Here is an 18,967-nt window from a genome sequence, read left to right as displayed (position 1 = left end):
AATAGTTCGCTACCATTTGTTTCCTTACTCATATATAATAGAGAGGTTAGCCCTATAAAGCTAACATGCAGAGTGAGGTCAAAAAGAGGGGGTATACATAAATGGAGCAAGTCATCGTTCGTTTGCAAGACGTAACGAAAAGAATCGGCAGCCGCACGATCATCGACGGATTGACGCTTGATTTGCCTAAGGGGCAAGTATTCGGATTTTTGGGACCGAACGGAGCCGGCAAAACGACTACAATAAGAATGATGGTAGGTTTGATGTCGATCACTTCAGGCGATGTTATTATTGACGGGCATAGTATTAGAAATGAATTTGAAAAGGCGATCCGCAACGTAGGAGCTATTGTTGAAAATCCGGAAATGTATAAATACATGACAGGGTATCAAAACTTGATTCATTTTGCCAGAATGATTCCCGGCATAACGGCCCACCGTGTAAAAGAAGTGGTGGCGCTTGTCGGTTTAGAAAACCGCATTCACGACAAAGTTAAAACGTATTCTTTGGGCATGAGGCAGCGTCTAGGCGTTGCTCAAGCCATTTTGCATAAGCCGAAGCTGCTTATTTTGGATGAACCGACAAATGGTCTCGATCCGGCGGGCATTCGAGAGCTTCGGACTTATTTGCGCGATTTGGCGAAAAATGAAGGCGTAACCGTCTTTGTATCCAGCCATCTTTTGGCCGAGATGGAGCTCATGTGCGACCGCGTAGCGATTATTCAAAATGGAAAAGTCATTGACGTAAGAACGATACAATCCAATCAGGACACATCCAGCGTCATTGCTCGCTATTTGTTGGAAGTGGATCGTCCCGAAGGGGCGATAGAGGCGCTAACGTCTGCTGGAATTCCAGCTGAGCTGGACGGCGGGGGAATTGTGATCGAAGGCGACCGGGAACGGGCCGCGGCCGTTAATGCATTGTTAGTCGGTGCGGGAATAAAAGTGTTCGGAATCCGGGCAGCGGTGAAGACGCTCGAGGATCAATTTATCGAAATGACAGGGGGCGAAGGAATTGGTTGATTTTCTGCAATTGCTGCGCAACGAAAATATGAAAATATACAGACTGCCCCGTTTGTTTATCTTTTTGGGGATTATTTTTGTTCTTGTGCTCGGCATAAGCATTACTACTTATTATGTAGCTGATAAAGGCTCTCTGGATATGTGGGAAATGTCAGATATATCTTCGCTGGTTCTTACTATGCTGGTGACGATTTTTTCGGTTATTGTGGCGGCAGGAACAGTCGCTGAGGAGTTTTCGACAGGAACGATCAAGCTGCTGCTTATTCGGCCATGGTCCCGCTCCAAAATTTTGTTGTCTAAATATATTGCATGTTTGCTGTTTTCGCTTTTGCTGACCTTGTTTTTGTTAGCCTCTATTTTGCTCGTAAACGGCATACTGTTCGGCGGTTGGAATGTTGTAAAGCATTTAGGCGATGAAACAACTATACCTGGCTTCGAATACATATTGAAGTTTTATGGGTTGTATTTTTTGTCTAGCATCATTACGGTGACGATTTCGTTTATGCTGTCGACGATTTTCAGAAGCAATGCGCTCGCTATCGGTATCGCTTTGTTTATGGAGCTTATTATGAACAACGTGCTGATGCTTCTTCAATTGATCGAAAAGAAGTGGGTCGACTACCTCATCTTTTCGCATTTGAGCCTGATCCAGTATGTATCGGGAAGTAGTATAAATGGATATACGCTCGGGTTTTCGCTAGCTGTGCTCGGCGTTTACTACGTAATATTTATTGCTGTAACATGGTTGATCTTTACCAAAAGGGATGTAGCAACCTAATTCAAAAAATCGGTAAACCTGTATATTAAAAAAGCCGCCAGTCACATCTCCATGAGATAGTGCTTGGCGGCTTTTTGCATAGATTGGTCATGATTCCGTTTTGACGACTTAGCCGTTATCCCGCCTGACGGGATTTGGAGCGAGAGTCGGCACGGGAATCGGCTTTCGAATCCGATTTTGCACCGGCGTCGCCTGCATCCGAATTGGAGAGAGGTTTTTGTTTGGCTTCCGGTGGTTGCTCCATATGGCTGTTTCCATTAATTAATCCACCGTCTTGAACGATGAGCGATTGGGCTGTCAAATTGCCGTACAACTGGCCGGAGGCCGTAATGACAAGCCTGCCCTTTGTCGTAATATCGCCATACAGCTTGCCGGCAAGCGTCACGTCGCGTGCGGTAATGTTGGAACGTGCAACACCGCATTCGCCGATAATGACATCCCCCCGGCATTCGATATCTCCCCGATATTCCCCTTCAATTCGCAAATTAGCTTCGCTGATGATTTTGCCTTCCGCAATCGTGCCTTGCCCAATAAGAGTATCCGTAGCGATTGCTCGCTTATTATCCTTAAACATGTACGTGATCCTCCTTAGCCGTAAAGTGGAATAGAGGGCCTCATCTATTAGCTGCGCTGGGCTAAATAAGTTAAAGGGTTTAGAGGTTCGTTTCGCTGCATGATCTGAAAGTGCAGGTGAGGGCCCGTGCTTCTGCCGCTGTTGCCGAGAAGTCCGATTTTTTCGCCGCGCACGACTTTATCGCCGTTTTTGGCGTCTATGCGCTTTAGATGCATATAGGCGGTTTGCAAACCGCCGCGATGGTCGATAATGACGTAGTTTCCTTGCCTGCTGTCAAAGCCGGTATCGCTCACTGTTCCATCCGCCGCACTAAAAACCGCGTCTCCAATTTCGCCGTCAATGTCGATGCCCGCATGGAATGTCGCTCTGCCGGTGAAGGGGTCCTTTCGGTAGCCGAAGCCCGAAGTCAGCTTTTTGGACCGGGTTGGCCAGAGGGTCGGCGATGAATCCACCGTTATTCTTTTGTTTTGCGCCTTCAGAAGCGTTTGCTCCATCGATTGCTCCAATGTGTCGACCATGCTGCTTAACGCCTGCAAATCCAACGAGGAATGCTGCGCAAGCGAGGCCATTCCCATCATATCGGCGGAAAATCCGATTGAGGGGAGGGGGGTGGAAGTTTGAGAGCGGGCGGATAACGTTTGTACACTGCCGCTTGTTTTTCCGCTGGCTTCAGTATTGCTTAATCCGCTTGTTGATCCGCCGTAGTTTTCAATAAACTGCTTAAGCTTTCCTTCAAGCTCTCCGAGCTCTTTCATTTTTAGCTTCATTTCTTCTGTCTGCCGCGACAGCTCCAGCAATTGTTGCTGCAAGGAGACGATGGCTTCGTCCTTACCGGCGATGACCCCATCCATTCCGGTGATCGTTTGCGTGAATTGTGCGGACTGGGAGGACAACTCATCCTCCAACTGCTTCAGTTCGTAGGCCGCTTTTAGCTGCAAGCCCGCAACTGTGCCTGAAATCGCCACTATGGCGGCAACAGGCGCAGCTACGACTGATCGTTTGGATACGGAGAATTGCTTCACGGTCTTGTCGGCGCCTCGCATCACTACAAATGACCAAGCTGGCTTCCGCGCTCGTTTCACTGTTTTTCTCCTTCCGGCCGGCGTTATAGTCATGCAGAACGTTCTATGACTATTTATTCGGAAAAGCTAGAAAACATGCCTGAAAAGTTTAGGGAAGCGAAGCCAAAACCGTATTCATGGATTCGGTATATGCAAAATCCCGGCCTTGAGCTTGTTCTGGCGGGAGCGTCTTCAACAGGTCAATTCTTCTTTGAACCTCGGATGAAATTTCAATAATTCGTTTTTCATACTGAGCCTCTTTATCGGAGTCTTTTGTTGAAATTGCAATCGTTCGGGCATCATGATAGGTCAACATAGCTTGCTCGTAGAAGGTTATATCCCATGGAAACCTAGTAAGAGCGCTCTCAACAACGGGGAGAAGTTTCTCCACCTGATTATCCATTTTTAAGATTTTTATTTTATTTACATATAAGGAACGGTTGTATGGATCTCTAGTTTCAGCATCTTCAATCGTTTCAAGAGCTAATGTCAAACTGCTTGCATCCTTAGTTTGTTCATACGATTGAAGCAGCCAATTGACTTTAGTAGCTGCAAAGGCGGTTTGGTCAGGTGAAAGAACGATAGCCTTATCCAACTGGCTAATAATTTGCTGAAAAGGCGCTTGTTCTTTGGCCATATTGATCGCTCCATAAAAGCTGGTCACTGCCCGATTGTTTTGAATGACAGAGAATAAGAAAAAGCAGGATATGGAAACTAGCAATGCTGGATAAACTTTTCCTTGCCACGGCTTGCTGAATGACTTCTCCAATCGATCAATGTTCAGCTTGTCGCTAAATGGCGCCACCATCGCACCTAAGGAGATAAATAGTAAAGCAGCTAAATAGATGTAGCTCATATCGAAGTCAATGGCGCTATGAGCCAGCAAAGTCAGTGAGAAAATAAAGAAGACGAAATGGCTGCCTCTCCTATCTGGATAACGAATATGGGATCGAATATAAAGAAAATAGACATAAGCGATAATTGCGAGTAACGCTAACAGACCGCCCCATCCGACTTCCACTAGCACCTGGATATAAAAGCTATGGGCTTGGCGGCTTTCGTAGGGGTTGTTTTGATACTGTTCGTAAATCGCTTGCCATCCGCCTCCGCCAACGCCAAGAAGAGGATAATCTTTAGCTACGTTTAAACCGTCCTTATAAAAGGTTAACCGTTCCAGAACGCTGTGCTGCTGGAAGTTGATGTTGGCAATACGATCGGCCAATTGCTGAGGAAGCATGCTGCGAACAGCCGAACTGCCAATAAGCAATCCCCCGACCAATCCGCCAAAGAGGATGACAGTTGCAGGGATGAATATAAATGACCATTTTCGGCTGTTCAACTTTTGCAGCTTTCCATCGATCCACGAGTCTAGCTTCGCATGATAGAACCATACGAAAGCTGACATTAATGCCATAGCTAATAATAGCAATCCCCAGCTTTGAATCGGAAGCGCGCTAAACATGGAGATTGGAGTAGACGTTTTCACCTCGGTTGGTTGTACAAGTGTTGCTATTTCTTTTGCATTTGAAGAGATTTTCCCAAGTATAGCCATTGAAACGATTACGGACCCGCCGGCAAATATGATGAAAGCAATCTGCTTCGATAAGCGAAGGAACGGTAAGACAGCAATGACGACAAAGGGGATCACCACTATTGCGCCGCGAGAGAATGTCATCATAAACGATATCCAAACAGGGACTAACATAGCGGCGTAGATAAGTCTGATTTTCAATTTAGAGCTATGTACAGCATAAAAAACGCCAGCCAGAAACAATGCGATCAAATATCCGGCGTACGTATTGGAGTATTGAAAGACGGAGGTTAGTCGATAACCGTCATGGGCTAGCCATAATGCATCACGGTAATAGATTTGCCCAAACAGATTTAATAGGCCAAATAGTACAATAATGCCGCCGGAAATCATAAAACTGGCTTCTATTACTATTCTTGTCCTTTGTGCTCGAGCAGCGTATACCCCGACAATAAACAGGGCGGCGAGCAAGGCGTACACAATGACCATAAATTTTGAATAGTAAGCCGAGACCGCTCCAAATGAAGCGAGCCAATAAATAAAGGGAATGATTAAGACAACAATCGACAAAATATTTATATGATTATTAAAGCGCCACTTGCGAATAAGATAAATCGCTGGAGCGAGCAAAAGCAAGAAGGCAAAGATGGCACCTTTGTTAATGGTGCGTTCAAATCCGACCTCGTAGCCGTTAAACATGGCCCTGTCGTACGGAAAAATGAATAAAAACAAGGCAATGCCGATAGCTCCTATCCATGACAGGAGCGGTATGTCAGAATCACCCTTTATGTTTTTATTTGTAGCTCTTTGTTTTGCAGCCATTTTTTTGTTCCCCTATCTATGTAGTTTCTGTCGTATAATTGGAAGAGTTGCTTTTCCATTTTAACAAAAGGGAAGGAGGAATACTATTAGGAAAGGCAGTACAGGATTCACGTATCTATGAAAAAAGGGGGTTGATAGAGAATCGGAGGTATCGCTTGAGTCGATATCAAGCATTTGGAAGTTGAAAGCAGGTATTCAACTATACATTAGTTTGTTAGAATGTAAGGGAATATTCTACAAATAAATACTTTAACTGAATTAAAATTCGACAAGATTTATCAAAATATACGATCGATAAGCGCGGCAGATTTTTTCAACATGGAGGTCATCAATGAGGTTTATTACAGTTATTGGTTCAGGGTATGTGGGGCTTGTATCTGGCACGTGTTTCTCTGAAATTGGGAATTCAGTTATTTGTTGTGATATAGATGAAGAGAGAATAAAAGGACTGCGCCAAGGCCGCGTCCCATTTTATGAACCTGGCCTGTCGGAATTGATAAAGAAAAATACAAGTGTTAATAGACTGACTTTCACTTCAAATATACCGGATGCAATAAAATCCAGCGATATTATTTATATCGCAGTAGGCACCCCAATGGGGGCCGACGGAAAAGCAGACTTAACATATATAGAAGCCGCAGCGAAAACGATTGGCGAAAATTTAGAAAAGTACACCATAATTGTAAATAAGAGCACAGTTCCTGTAGGAACCGGGGAAATGGTCAAAGAGATCATAAATAAAAATTTGAAGGATAAAAATATAAACTTCGATGTTGTAGCTAATCCTGAGTTTTTAAGGGAAGGTTCGGCTATTGAAGATTGTATGAATATGGAGCGCGCGATTATCGGTTCGGACAGCCAGTATGCCGCACACGAAATTAAGAAGCTTCATAATCCTTTCAATACAAATGTAATGCTGACGGATACAAGAAGTGCCGAAATGATAAAGTACGCATCCAATGGTTTTTTGGCAACAAAAATTTCATACATAAATGCAATTGCGAACATATGCGAAAAAGTAGGCTCTGATATAAATGAAGTTGCTAAGGGAATGGGGATGGATAGTAGAATTGGCAGTCGATTTTTGCAAGCGGGAATAGGTTATGGTGGCTCATGCTTTCCAAAAGATACTCATGCTTTGGTGCATATTGCCGAAAAAGAAGGTTACGAATTTGAACTCATGAAGAGCGTCATTAAAACTAATAATAAGCAGAGACTAACTGTAATTGATAAGTTAGTTTCTATACTAGGCGTACTGGCTGGCAAAAAAATCGGAATTCTTGGTTTAGCGTTTAAACCGAATACGGATGATTTGAGGTTTGCACCATCAATTGACATTATTAATGAATTGCATAAACATCAAGCCATCATTACAGCTTATGATCCAATTGCAACGGGCCATGCGGTTAACCTGATACAGAACAAAGCAGAAATTCATCACGATTTATACGATACAGTAATAGATTGCGATGCCTGCGTAATACTTACAGAATGGGATGAGATCGTTACTCTTGATCCGAAAAAACTGCGGGAAAAGCTCCGCTTGCCGGTTATTGTGGATGGACGCAATTGCATGGACATGAATACGATGAAGGAAAATGGATTTATCTACCATTCAATTGGAAGACCTCATATAGGTTCTATCAGGGCAAAGGCAGCAAATAATTAACAGACTACATAATAGTTCAAGGACGAGTGGGAGTGTCTCTATTGAATGTTTTAGTTACAGGAGCAGCTGGTTTTATTGGTTTTCATGCAGCTTTGCGTTTACTGAGTGAAGGAGTTAATGTTGTAGGATTAGATAATCTAAACGATTATTATGATCCAAAACTAAAAACGGATCGCTTATCGGTTTTACGTAAATATGAAAATTTTACTTTTTATAATGGAGATTTGATTGATGCTCTGCTTTTAAATCGCATTTTCAACCAACATTCAATACAGAGAGTACTGCATCTCGCCGCACAAGCGGGGGTGAGATATAGTCTGCAAAATCCAAAAGCGTATATTGAGTCTAATGTGAGTGGATTTATTAATGTACTTGAATGTTGCAGACAGTATAAAATACAACATCTTTTGTATGCATCATCAAGTTCTGTATATGGATCCAATATTAAAACGCCATTTTCAGAAAGTGATGGAGTAGACCATCCCGTAAGCTTATACGCTGCTACTAAAAAAAGTAATGAGCTTATGGCTCATTCTTATAGTCATTTGTTTCAATTGCCAACAACAGGGCTTCGCTTCTTTACCGTATATGGTCCATGGGGCAGACCTGATATGGCCTATTTTTCATTTACTAAAAAAATTATTCAAAAAGAACCTATTCAAGTGTTTAATAACGGTGAGATGAAAAGAGATTTTACATATATAGACGATATTATAAATGCTGTTAGACAATTATTAGACGTTCCGCCAAAGCCAAATGAGGAGTGGGATAGGCTGAATCCTGATCCATCAAGCAGTTATGCTCCATATAAAATTTATAATATTGGCAATAACAAGCCAGTAATGTTATTGGATTTTATTAGAACGTTAGAAAAACATATCGGATCCAAGGCTATAATCGAGTTTTGTCCGATGCAAGCCGGTGATGTGAAAGAAACCTATGCCGATATAGAACGCATTCAATCCGAAATAGGTTTTAAGCCTTTAACTTCTATTGAAGATGGATTACGTCAATTTGTTGAGTGGTATAAAAATTATTACTGAAAGTTGGTGATTAGAGATTAAAGTATTGTTAATAGGGAAAAACGGTCAAGTTGGCTGGGAATTAAATAAAGGCCTCTTGCTTGCAAATGAGCTGATCTCAGTAAGCCGGGAACAATTGGATTTGAAGGACGAGCAGGAAACAAGGGCTTTTATACGTTCGGTTAATCCTCAGTTGATCATAAATGCAACGGCTTTTAATGGAGTTGAGCTTGCCGAAAAGGATTCCAAAGAGGCGGATTGGATAAACGGCACAATTCCGGGGATATTGGCGGAAGAAGCGCTGAATCAAAAGGCGGCGTTTATTCATTTTTCAACAGATTATGTTTTTGATGGAACTAAAAGCAGTCCCTATACAGAAGAAGATATGCCAAATCCTATTAACGCTTACGGTAAGTCAAAGCTGCAAGGCGAAACGAATATCAAACAAGTCGGCGGCTCGTACATGATATTTAGAACTAGTTGGGCTTATGGATTACGAGGAAAAAATTTTTTGCTAACTATTCTTGACCTCGTCCGAAATCATCAGGAAGTTAAAGTTGTGACGGATCAAAGGGGCGCCCCGACATGGTGCAGTGATATTTCTAATGCTATTTTGGATATTTTGGATTTAGGTAAATCTGATATGAATAGTTTTTTTAAACAACACAGTGGCTTGTATCATCTTACGTCACAGGGAAGTACGACTTGGTTTGAATTCGCCCATACATTTATTGATTTATATATGAAACATACGGGTGAAACAATACCGCAAGTGATTCCGATATCAAGTAAAGACTACCATGCAATTGCAAAGAGACCGCAAAATTCAATACTGTCAAATCAAAAGATCAATGATACATTCAATGTCCATCTGAATGATTGGAAGTACTCATTGAATCAAGTTATATCCAGAATAGGAGAGAATCAACATGGCTAATCAACTGTTTGTACCAAAATTTCGGGTAGATGAATGTTTGGAAGAAATAAGAGAGTGTTTGGAAAAAGGTTGGACAGGCCTTGGCTTTAAAACGGTAGAGTTTGAAAAGCAATGGAAAGAGTACACAGGTTTGCCGAATGCGCATTTTGTGAACTCAGCAACCGTTGGCCTTCATCTTGCAGTGAAAATTTTAAAGATGGAAAATGAATGGGAAGATCAGGATGAGATTATTTCAACTCCATTAACGTTTGTCTCCACAAACCATGCCATCCTATACGAGAATCTTAAAGTTGTTTTTGCAGATGTGGACGACCAGCTTTGCTTAGATCCTATAGACGTAGAGCGGAAAATAACGAGCAAGACTAAAGCCATCTTATATGTTGGCATTGGGGGCAACATCGGGCAGTATCAAAAAATAGTAGATTTATGCATAAAACATAATTTGAAATTAATTCTTGATGCAGCCCATATGGCTGGTACCAGATCAAACGGTGTAATACCGGGGGCGGAAGCTGATGTAGTAGTATATTCGTTTCAAGCCGTAAAAAACTTGCCGACTGCGGATTCAGGTATGATTTGTTTTAGGGACGATAAATACGATGAGATTTGCAGAAAGCTAACTTGGCTTGGCATCAATAAAGATACCTACGAGCGGACAGGACAAAAAGGTTCGTACAAATGGAAATATGATGTGGAATTTTTAGGATATAAGTATCACGGAAATTCGATTATGGCTTCTCTTGGTCTGGTGCAACTGAAGTACTTAGATCAGGACAACGCTTATCGCAGGGAAATTGCAAGTTGGTATGACGAGAAATTCGCTCAGCATGCCGATAAAATACGTCCTATTGGTGTTTATGACAACTGCGAGTCTTCACGTCATTTGTACGTTATTGAAGTAGACGACAGGGATGGCTTGCTAGCTTCGTTGAATGAACAGGAAATTTATCCAGGCGTTCATTACCGTGATAATACGGAATACTCTTTATATGAATATGCTAAAGGTACTTGCCCTAACTCCAGCAGGTTAAGCAATCGGATTCTCTCGTTACCCTTGCATTTGAATTTATCGAAGTCCGATGTGGAATACATTGCTGATCAAGTTATCAGATTTAGTTAGAGGGTGTTGTTGGTGAAACATCAGTATTCAGTTGTTTTTGACAATGTGCGTTTAAGGCCCCTGGAATTTGATGACTTGGAACAATTAAGACTCTGGAGAAATAAGGACTCGATTCGTGTTCATTTTAAAGATCAGAGATTAATTGATACTGAACAACAAAAAGCATGGTACGAACGATATCTGCTCAATTCAACGGACATTTTTTTTATTATCGAAGAGACTTCTACTAATAGTCGGCCTGTTGGCGCAGTTTCGTTATACCGGATTGATTCGGCAAACGCTAAAGCCGAGTTTGGCAGGTTCATGATTGGGGAGGAATCTGCCAAAGGATTGGGACTTGGATATAAAACAATAATGGGAGTTTGCGAATTCGCTTTTAATGAGTTGAAATTAGAACAAGTTTATTTGGAAGTTCTAAAAACTAACGTTAGGGCAATTCATTTATATGAAAAAGCAGGGTTCATAATACAGGATTCCACAGAGAATGAGGAATTGGACTTGCTGTATATGGTGAAGAGACGATGAAAAAAACGAATGTATTAGCCTTTTGCATAAGGGAAATTCCTTCTGCAAGGCTAGGCGTTATTTCATTAATGGAGGAATTGCAGAGTCAAGGGAAAATTGTTTTTCATTTTGTAGAGAGTTCCAAAATGAATAAGCAGTTAATCGGACAGGCTGATATAGCCATTTGCATACGGGGCTCAGAAGAACTGGATATTAAAATCGTCAAAGAGTTAAAGAGGTTGAATAAGTATGTCATTTATTTTCTTGATGACGATCTTTTAAATGTGCCTAAATCGGCTGCATCCTCTCTCTATTACTTAAATGAACAAATTCAGCATAACATAAAAAATTTAATCAGCACTTCTGATTGTCTCTGGACCACAAACAGGAACATTGCTCAAAACTATGATTTGATTAATAAACATGTCGTAGTTATTGATGTTCCTGCTCTTTGTTTGCATGAGAGGAAAGCAGAGTCTTTCAAATCAGAAACAATAAAACCAGTAGTGATAGGATTTGCTGGAAGCATAGACCATGGGAAGTTTTTGGATCAAATGCTGGATAAAGTTATAGAAAACATCATTGGGCGATATTCCAATGTTAGATTTGAATTTTTTGGCGCAAAACCTGATTTTATTGACAAGTACAATGCAACCCACATCCCATATGAATCGGACTATAACCAATATAGTGAAATCATTTTATCAAGAAATTGGGATATTGGCTTAGCGCCGTTAGAAGATAGTAGCTTCCACAAATGTAAATACTTTAATAAATATTTGGAGTATGCAAGCAAACAAATTGTAGGCGTATATTCGAATGTAGAACCTTACACTTTGAAAGTAATTCACGGAAGCAATGGATTTTTAGTCGACAATAAACATGAAGAATGGACTAACATGTTATGTTACTTAATTGAAAATGAAGAAATGAGAAATCATGCAGCATTCGAGAGTTTTAACGATGTCAAGTATAATCATTCTTTATCAGCGATAGCTGCACGTGTAGAAACCTTAATTCCGGAAATGGTGCAATACAAAGCGCCATACGTTCATGAAAGCAGCATTAGGGACCCCTTTTACGTAAAGTCTTTTTATTATCAAAAGGTACTAGGCATGATAAAACGTGAAAAATTCAATACGCCAAAGTTCATTATAAAAAAAGTAATTGGTTTTATGCGTAAAAAATAATGAGCGAAAAGAGAATGTGCATATGCAGTATTTTAAAAATGTATATCATGGCAGGCATATATTGTTTAGCTTAATAAAAAGGGATTTGAACGCCAAGTATAGAGGGACGATCTTTGGAATAGCGTGGTCTCTAATAACGCCATTTGGCCTTGCGATCATTATGGGGACAGTGTTTTCACTGCTGTGGGGACAACCCTTAAAGTCGTTTATTCCATACTTATTTTCTGGGTTAATGCCATGGCTTTTTTTGTCTGGGGTTGCTCAAGCGGGAACAAATTCATTTATTTCTGCCCAAGGTTATATTAAACAGACGCAAATACCGATTGAGATTTTCCCGATTCGGACGGCTTTTGTAGAGTTGTCTAATCTGTTGTTTTCATTAGCCATCTTCTTTATATTGTTTTTTATTCTCAGCCCCCAGAGCTTTAACCTTTACATGATCATGACCTTTTTATCCATTTTGATCTTTGCGGTATTTGGGGCAGCGATTTCAACCGTATCAGCCTTTATAAATACTTATGTGAGAGATTATGCACAAGTTCAGTCGCTACTCATTCAAGGCATGTTTTATGTAACACCTATTGTATGGCAGACAAGTATATTGGATGATAGAGGATACGGTTTAATTTATAAACTCAATCCGATGTATTATATGTTGGAAATAATAAGAAAACCATTGTTAGGCCAGAAGCCTGAAAGGTTTGAATGGATTGTCGCAATTGGATTTACATTAATCTTTGCAACGATAGCCATCTTGCTAATGCGGAGAATCGGCAGGAAGATCATATTCAGATTATAAGGGTGAGGTTATGAGCAGTATTATTTTGGAGCAGGTCAATTTAAATTATAGAGTTTTCACGGAGAGAAGAATTAAAGATATTTTTTTTAAGCCTCAGGGGAGTCAATTAATCGCACAACAATCCATACATGCGTTAAAGGACATTAGTATTCAATTATCTGAGGGTGATAAATTAGGGATTATTGGTCATAATGGAGCAGGAAAAAGTTCTCTGTTGAAAACAATAGCTAAGATTTACCCAATAACTTCCGGGGGGCTGGAGGTAAAAGGCAGAGTAGCTACTTTATTTGAACTAGCAACTGGCTTTGAGATGGAAGCTACAGGTTGGGAAAATATTTTATTAAGAGGATTAATGTTAGGTGAGTCGCCCCAAAGTATGAAGCAGAAAAAGGATGAAATCGCCGAATTTAGTGAGCTGGGCGATTATTTGAATATTCCTGTGAAATATTATTCTTCTGGAATGTTTATGAGGTTGGCTTTTTCTGTTTCAACGGCAATTGAGCCGGATATTTTGCTGTTAGATGAAGTTATAGCAGCGGGTGATGCGAAGTTTATTAATAAAGCGAATAAGAGAATCAATGATTTAATGAATAAAATTAAAATACTTGTTTTTGTTACTCACAGTATGAGTAGCCTTAAACAGTTTTGCAATAAATGCATATGGTTAGAAAAAGGGCAAATTAAAATGATTGGATCACCGGAAGAAGTTTCTCAATTATATATAGAAAGCAGCCAAGAATGATGTTTTTAACAACAGGAGATTACTAGGAGGAAGAGGATGTTACCAGTTTCACGTTTTCTAGAGGATACACGTATACTCAGAAATGAAAATAGCTATGAACAACCGGAAGTATCGATAATTATGCCGACATATTGTCGAGGAGAAATTTCGCTTAGAAGAGCTATTGAAAGCGTTCTGAATCAAACTTTTAGTCTTTTTGAATTTATTATTGTCGATGACGGCTCAAAGGACGGAACTTTTGATATTTTAATGGAATATTATTTGATTGATCCTCGTATTGTCATTATTCGCCATGAATATAATAGCGGCTTGCCTGCACTGCGTGTTAATGAGGGGATCATCCAATCGAGAGGGAAATATATTAGTTATCAATTCGACGATGATGAGTATTTGCCGGATTGTTTGGAAACGTTATATAACGAAATTATAAAAACAGAAGAACTAAGTGTAATTTATGGGAAGTGCAAGATTCAAAAGCTAAAGTCAGATGGAGAGTCTGAAAGTGGAGTGCTTGGTGAGGAGTTCTCCTATTCTAAGCTAATGAACGGAAACTTTATAGCAAATAATTCTGTATTGCACCATAAAGAGATATTTAAGTATTCGGGACTCTACGATCCTCATATCCTTATTCGACGTTTTTCAGATTATGATCTTTGGTTGAGAATGTCGAGATTCTCACAATTTAAATTTATTGATAAAATCGTTACTTGTGTGTACGCAGGTGAAAAGTACTCACTTGGAATTGATATTGATTATAATATAAACAAACTAGCGTATACAAGGAAGTACATTGAACAAGATAGATATGATTTATTATCGGAAGCCAACATTTTGGAGTATGAAGTTGATGAATTAAATGTTTATAATAATTGTTTTAGTAACGAGCAACTGGAGTATATATTTAGATTTGAGATCATTCCTTTTAGAGTTAAAGTTCCTTATTATATGCATGAAGATGAACTCGTTATTGCAAATAAGTTACTCTTTAACAAGAAAACAATTGCGGTATTGAAAAGTGAATATTCCACATCGATAGATGTCACAATTAGAAATTTCACTCAAAGAATAAAGGACTTCCCTTACGTATTTTTCTTTTTGAGCGAAAGATTAACTAATCTCATAAATCCTAATGAGTATGATTATTTAGTGCTATACAGGACTATTGGGGAATTAGCTAATACGGCTTTAGAGAAAAGTCATCAACATAATAAACCAGTAATCTATATGATGGATGACAATATGTTCACATTTCATGAAATAGGTGAACAATTTAATTATATAGCCCCAGACACAAAGAATTACAAAAACCTTTTAAACCAAGTTAGCAATTCCGATTTGGTCATTACATACAATCCGCTGATTACAAATGATTGTGAAATTCATAATAGTCATGTTATCCAACATAAAACAAACATACCGATGAAATACCTAATTGCAGAATCAGAAATCAAACAAAGAACCGGTCGTGTGAAATATGGAATTTTTTCAGGGCCAATTAGAAAAGATGAACTTAAATATCTTTGGCCCGTTTTAGAAGAATTCTCTGATAGAAACCAAGATACAATTGAATTTCATTTTTGGGGGATCGATCCGAGCGAGTTCGGTAGTTTAAGTTGTTCTGTAGTTTATAAACCGTTTAATCATTCTTATGATGCATATTTAACTCAATTGAAAGAGAACTCGATTGATTATCATATCTCACCATTAGTTAAACTTGATACTACTACAGCCAGCAAAAGTCCAGTGAAATTGTTAGAAGGTTCAGTTTCTGAAGCAATAGGTATTTTCTCTGACGTTGCACCTTATTCCGAACTTTCAGATGAAGTTTGCATTAAAACTAAAAATGGACATGGAGATTGGTTGAAAGCTCTTAATTATTCTTTGAATCTAAATGAATCAGAACGATCGAAATATTTAAATAATGCTAGGAATTATATTGGAGAATCATTTTCAACAGAAAAACAAGCTCAACAGTTTATTGCTTCATTTGAAGCAGCGAGATTAATTGCAAAACTCCAGAAGAAGAAAATTGCTTATTTTTTACATGAAGCATATTTAGGAGGGGCAACACTTCACCTACTACGTCATTCACTTTTTGTTAAAAAATATGGGATTGAAGTTATTTTTTGTTTGCCGAATAACCAAAAGGGAATTGACGATTTTTTATTACTAGCCGATAGTCATAATATACCAGTTGAATACTTAGAATATACTAAGTATCTAAATATTGTAGAACCTACTAGTAGTGATATTAATAACGGCAAGTCTCTATCAAAGTGGATGTTAAAAAATAATATTGGACTTGTACATTCTGTTACCTACATTCCTTCAGTTGGAATTGCTGCAAAAGTGAATAACATTCCACACGTCAATACATTACATCAATTTTATCAGAATACAACTAATGAAAAGTTTCTGATTGATAATCGATTAGTGGATATTATTCATTCTTCATCGTTGAAATACGCGAATCTTTGGTCTAATAATCTGTTTGTTAAATCTTATACAATGGCTTGTCCAGTTAGCAATAATTATTTTGAGTATTTCAATAATAACAGTAGTACAGATAGATATAATGAAAATGAGCCTGTAAAAATATTATTATCAGGGACGATTCAGGATAGGAAAAATCAGTTAAGTGCAATCAAAGCGATAAAGCTTTTAAGAGATAGAGGATTATCGATTCATTTGGACATTATTGGATATGATAATTTGGTGGTAGATTATGCAGATCAATGCTTAGAAGTTATTTTAAAGGAAGGGCTTAATGATGTAGTCAAAATTCATGGGTTTATTAATGAACCAGATCGATTTTATAATAATCATTCTGATATATTATTATGCAGCTCTATTGATGAATCAATGCCTCAAACTATTTTGCAGGCTATGGCCGCTGGATTGATAGTTGTTACAACTGAAGTTGGAGGAGTTAGAGAAATAATAAAAGATAATTATACAGGAATAATTGCAACAGGGACGAATGAGCATGCTATTGCGGAAGCTATCGAGAGAGCAATAAAGTTAAAGACTCAAGAAAAAATAGATATAATTACAAATGCCAATAAAACAATTTCTTTAGTTGCTCATCATGATCATATATGTGGTGAATTATTTAAAATTTATAATGAATCTTTTATTGAAAATAAGATGAGTAATACTCCTGTTATTGTAAACGATATTCTATCGGAAATGAGAAGCATTGTTAGTCAAAGATTCTTCGATAATAATAAACCGTATATGGAAGAACGAATTCATTCTTTTGACTTTGAAGAGACAGCTATTGGGGGGCCAGAAGTAATTAATAAAAGATCTTATAGTCTGTATTCTAAATATGATTACTTCTGTGGCGTAAGAGTGATGATAGGTACGCACGGAACAAATTGTTTGGGGTCGTTAGTGGGGACATTGTTTTCAATAGACAATTTGAATGAACCGTTACATGTAGTTGAACTGTCGCTTTTAGATTTTGTTGACAATCAGTTTGTTGTTTTGAAATTTGATCCAATCGCAGATTCACGAGAAAAAAGATATGTGCTAACTATGCAATACAAAAGAAAACCATTTGATAGTGGAAGACTTTCTTTATATGAATATACGAATAAAAAAACATTTATGGATAAGGTTTTGTATAAGTTAAATTATAAAAATTCGTATCATTTGTATGGTTATAATTTGTATAGCCTTGAAGGAGAGTGAAAAACTTTGAAAGGAATTGTATTGGCTGGTGGTAGCGGAACTAGATTATATCCCTTGACAAAAGCTATGTCTAAGCAATTATTGCCTATTTATGATAAGCCAATGATTTATTATCCTTTATCAATTCTTATGTTATCCGGGATTAAAGATATATTGATCATCTCGACTCCCGAGGATACACCTAGGTTCAGTCAACTGTTAGGAGACGGTTCTGAGCTTGGAATCTCAATCAGTTACGCAGTACAAACTTCGCCAGACGGTCTTGCCCAAGCTTTCATCATTGGTGAGAACTTTATCGGCAACGATCAAGTCGCTCTTATTTTGGGTGATAACATTTTTTACGGACATAAGTTTTCTGAATTGCTGTTGAAAGTGGCTTCTAGAAAATCAGGAGCTACTATATTCGGGTATAATGTGGGGGATCCGCAAAGGTTTGGGGTTGTTGAGTTTGATGAATCATTTAAAGTTCTGTCTATTGAAGAGAAACCGGAAACCCCCAAATCTAATTTCGCAATAACCGGTCTCTATTTTTATGATAATGACGTTGTGGAAATCGCAAAAAGCATTACCCCTTCCTTAAGAGGCGAATTGGAGATTACAGATGTAAACAAAGTCTATTTGAAACAAGGGGCTTTGAATGTCGAATTGCTTGGTAGAGGTTTTACGTGGTTAGATACGGGAACACATGAATCTTTGCTGGAGGCTTCACATTTTGTCGAGACCATGGAAAAAAGACAACGATTAAAAATTGCTTGTCTCGAAGAAATCGCATATCGAAAAGGGTATATTACAAAAGAGCAATTGCTAAAACTGGCAGGACCCTTAATGAAAAACGACTACGGACAATACCTGCTGTCTATAGCAAGTATGAATTCGAAAACGTTAGAAGTGTAGCCGATTCCTTTAACCCCTCAATTAATCAAATAAGGGTGAAAAACATGATTATATCCAAAGAAACTTTAAATGGTGTAAAAGTATTGGAGCCTAAAGTGCATATGGATTCAAGAGGATTCTTTCTTGAAAGTTATAGCAAAAATAGCTTTAATGAGTTAGGTATTGACATTGATTTCGTTCAAGACAATCACTCCTTATCGGTCGATATTGGCGTTATTCGCGGCCTTCATTATCAGTTGAACCCAAAAGCGCAGGCCAAGTTAGTTAGGGTAATTTCCGGATCGATTTTTGATGTTGTAGTTGATATTAGGAGGGGCTCTCCTACCTTTGGCAAATGGGAAGGGTTCCATTTAAGCGCGGACAACAAAAGGCAGCTTTTTGTTCCAAGCGGCTTTGCTCATGGCTTTTGTACAACATCTGTTAATACGGAAGTCGTGTACAAGGTTAATGAATATTACTCACCTGAATATGATAGGGGAATAAGTTGGAATGATCCTGCTTTGGCCATTTCTTGGCCTGCGGAGCATCCTGTTTTATCGGATAAAGACAAGCGCCATCCCCAATTATCGGAAGCAGAGTTCAATTTCTATTACGAGGGGTGAGCAG

At 38.9% G+C, this 18,967-nt stretch carries 16 protein-coding genes; 13 read left to right on the top strand and 3 right to left on the bottom strand.

Annotated elements, in window-relative coordinates; translation table 11 throughout:
* Window positions 1–101 precede the first annotated feature (101 nt).
* Complete coding sequence (locus ACFQZE_RS17695; RefSeq protein ID WP_379359410.1) at window positions 102–1,022, top strand: ABC transporter ATP-binding protein; 921 nt, start codon at window positions 102–104, stop codon at window positions 1,020–1,022.
* Window positions 1,015–1,800: an ABC transporter permease gene (locus tag ACFQZE_RS17690; RefSeq protein ID WP_379359408.1), complete on the top strand. Its 786-nt coding sequence runs from the start codon at window positions 1,015–1,017 to the stop codon at window positions 1,798–1,800. Before ACFQZE_RS17695 ends, ACFQZE_RS17690 begins: the two co-directional genes overlap by 8 nt.
* Window positions 1,801–1,915: 115 nt before the next feature.
* On the opposite strand, the gene ACFQZE_RS17685 is transcribed toward ACFQZE_RS17690, so the two are convergent.
* The 3 genes from ACFQZE_RS17685 to ACFQZE_RS17675 form a co-directional block, all read right to left on the bottom strand.
* Complete coding sequence (locus tag ACFQZE_RS17685) at window positions 1,916–2,374, bottom strand: bactofilin family protein (protein ID WP_379359406.1); 459 nt, start codon at window positions 2,372–2,374, stop codon at window positions 1,916–1,918.
* A gap of 47 nt (window positions 2,375–2,421) precedes the next feature.
* On the bottom strand, window positions 2,422–3,456 hold the full coding sequence (locus tag ACFQZE_RS17680) for a peptidoglycan DD-metalloendopeptidase family protein (RefSeq protein ID WP_379359404.1): 1,035 nt from the start codon (window positions 3,454–3,456) through the stop codon (window positions 2,422–2,424).
* Window positions 3,457–3,544: 88 nt separating this feature from the next.
* A complete protein-coding gene (locus ACFQZE_RS17675; RefSeq protein WP_379359402.1) occupies window positions 3,545–5,788 on the bottom strand; it encodes an O-antigen ligase family protein in 2,244 nt (747 codons plus the stop codon).
* Between the two features lie 331 nt (window positions 5,789–6,119).
* Here ACFQZE_RS17675 and tuaD point away from each other — a divergent pair, with 331 nt between their 5' ends.
* Genes tuaD through rfbC form a run of 11 tightly spaced genes read left to right on the top strand, consistent with a single transcriptional unit; the run spans window position 6,120 to window position 18,963 of the window.
* Window positions 6,120–7,457 carry a UDP-glucose 6-dehydrogenase TuaD gene (gene tuaD / locus ACFQZE_RS17670; RefSeq protein WP_379359400.1) on the top strand — a complete coding sequence of 446 codons (1,338 nt, stop codon included), beginning with the start codon at window positions 6,120–6,122 and terminating at the stop codon, window positions 7,455–7,457.
* 41 nt (window positions 7,458–7,498) lie between these two features.
* The gene (locus ACFQZE_RS17665) at window positions 7,499–8,500 is read left to right on the top strand and encodes an NAD-dependent epimerase (protein WP_379359398.1); all 1,002 of its coding nucleotides are present in this window, start codon (window positions 7,499–7,501) and stop codon (window positions 8,498–8,500) included.
* 25 nt (window positions 8,501–8,525) lie between these two features.
* Complete coding sequence (gene rfbD, locus ACFQZE_RS17660) at window positions 8,526–9,416, top strand: dTDP-4-dehydrorhamnose reductase (RefSeq protein ID WP_379359396.1); 891 nt, start codon at window positions 8,526–8,528, stop codon at window positions 9,414–9,416.
* Entirely contained in the window at window positions 9,409–10,536 is a 1,128-nt protein-coding gene (locus tag ACFQZE_RS17655) for a DegT/DnrJ/EryC1/StrS family aminotransferase (RefSeq protein ID WP_379359394.1), read from the top strand. The genes rfbD and ACFQZE_RS17655 overlap by 8 nt, the downstream gene beginning before the upstream one ends.
* 12 nt (window positions 10,537–10,548) lie before the next feature.
* Window positions 10,549–11,061: a GNAT family N-acetyltransferase gene (locus ACFQZE_RS17650; protein ID WP_379359392.1), complete on the top strand. Its 513-nt coding sequence runs from the start codon at window positions 10,549–10,551 to the stop codon at window positions 11,059–11,061.
* On the top strand, window positions 11,058–12,230 hold the full coding sequence (locus ACFQZE_RS17645; RefSeq protein ID WP_379359390.1) for a glycosyltransferase family protein: 1,173 nt from the start codon (window positions 11,058–11,060) through the stop codon (window positions 12,228–12,230). Before ACFQZE_RS17650 ends, ACFQZE_RS17645 begins: the two co-directional genes overlap by 4 nt.
* Window positions 12,231–12,252: 22 nt before the next feature.
* The gene (locus ACFQZE_RS17640; protein WP_379359388.1) at window positions 12,253–13,029 is read left to right on the top strand and encodes an ABC transporter permease; all 777 of its coding nucleotides are present in this window, start codon (window positions 12,253–12,255) and stop codon (window positions 13,027–13,029) included.
* A gap of 10 nt (window positions 13,030–13,039) precedes the next feature.
* Complete coding sequence (locus ACFQZE_RS17635) at window positions 13,040–13,771, top strand: ABC transporter ATP-binding protein (RefSeq protein ID WP_379359386.1); 732 nt, start codon at window positions 13,040–13,042, stop codon at window positions 13,769–13,771.
* 36 nt (window positions 13,772–13,807) lie between these two features.
* Entirely contained in the window at window positions 13,808–17,467 is a 3,660-nt protein-coding gene (locus tag ACFQZE_RS17630) for a glycosyltransferase (protein WP_379359384.1), read from the top strand.
* Between the two features lie 6 nt (window positions 17,468–17,473).
* Window positions 17,474–18,361, top strand: coding sequence for a glucose-1-phosphate thymidylyltransferase RfbA (rfbA, locus tag ACFQZE_RS17625; RefSeq protein ID WP_379359382.1), 888 nt, complete (start codon window positions 17,474–17,476; stop codon window positions 18,359–18,361).
* 44 nt (window positions 18,362–18,405) lie between these two features.
* The gene (rfbC, locus tag ACFQZE_RS17620) at window positions 18,406–18,963 is read left to right on the top strand and encodes a dTDP-4-dehydrorhamnose 3,5-epimerase (protein WP_379359380.1); all 558 of its coding nucleotides are present in this window, start codon (window positions 18,406–18,408) and stop codon (window positions 18,961–18,963) included.
* Window positions 18,964–18,967 lie beyond the last annotated feature (4 nt).

This window comes from Paenibacillus sp. GCM10027627, assembly GCF_042675505.1.
GTDB lineage: Bacteria > Bacillota > Bacilli > Paenibacillales > Paenibacillaceae > Pristimantibacillus.
The sequence above is the reverse complement of the archived record's forward strand: the minus strand, read 5'-3'. Positions and strand labels throughout refer to the sequence as shown.

Bases quoted from the DNA above. Each gene is read 5' to 3' on its own strand.
- ACFQZE_RS17675 (WP_379359402.1), bottom strand. From the start codon at position 5,788: ATGGCTGCAAAACAAAGAGCTACAAATAAAAACATAAAGGGTGATTCT.
- ACFQZE_RS17695 (WP_379359410.1), top strand. From the start codon at position 102: ATGGAGCAAGTCATCGTTCGTTTGCAAGACGTAACGAAAAGAATCGGC.
- ACFQZE_RS17655 (WP_379359394.1), top strand. From the start codon at position 9,409: ATGGCTAATCAACTGTTTGTACCAAAATTTCGGGTAGATGAATGTTTG.
- ACFQZE_RS17685 (WP_379359406.1), bottom strand. From the start codon at position 2,374: ATGTTTAAGGATAATAAGCGAGCAATCGCTACGGATACTCTTATTGGG.
- tuaD (WP_379359400.1), top strand. From the start codon at position 6,120: ATGAGGTTTATTACAGTTATTGGTTCAGGGTATGTGGGGCTTGTATCT.
- ACFQZE_RS17635 (WP_379359386.1), top strand. From the start codon at position 13,040: ATGAGCAGTATTATTTTGGAGCAGGTCAATTTAAATTATAGAGTTTTC.
- ACFQZE_RS17640 (WP_379359388.1), top strand. From the start codon at position 12,253: ATGCAGTATTTTAAAAATGTATATCATGGCAGGCATATATTGTTTAGC.
- rfbC (WP_379359380.1), top strand. From the start codon at position 18,406: ATGATTATATCCAAAGAAACTTTAAATGGTGTAAAAGTATTGGAGCCT.
- ACFQZE_RS17645 (WP_379359390.1), top strand. From the start codon at position 11,058: ATGAAAAAAACGAATGTATTAGCCTTTTGCATAAGGGAAATTCCTTCT.
- ACFQZE_RS17630 (WP_379359384.1), top strand. From the start codon at position 13,808: ATGTTACCAGTTTCACGTTTTCTAGAGGATACACGTATACTCAGAAAT.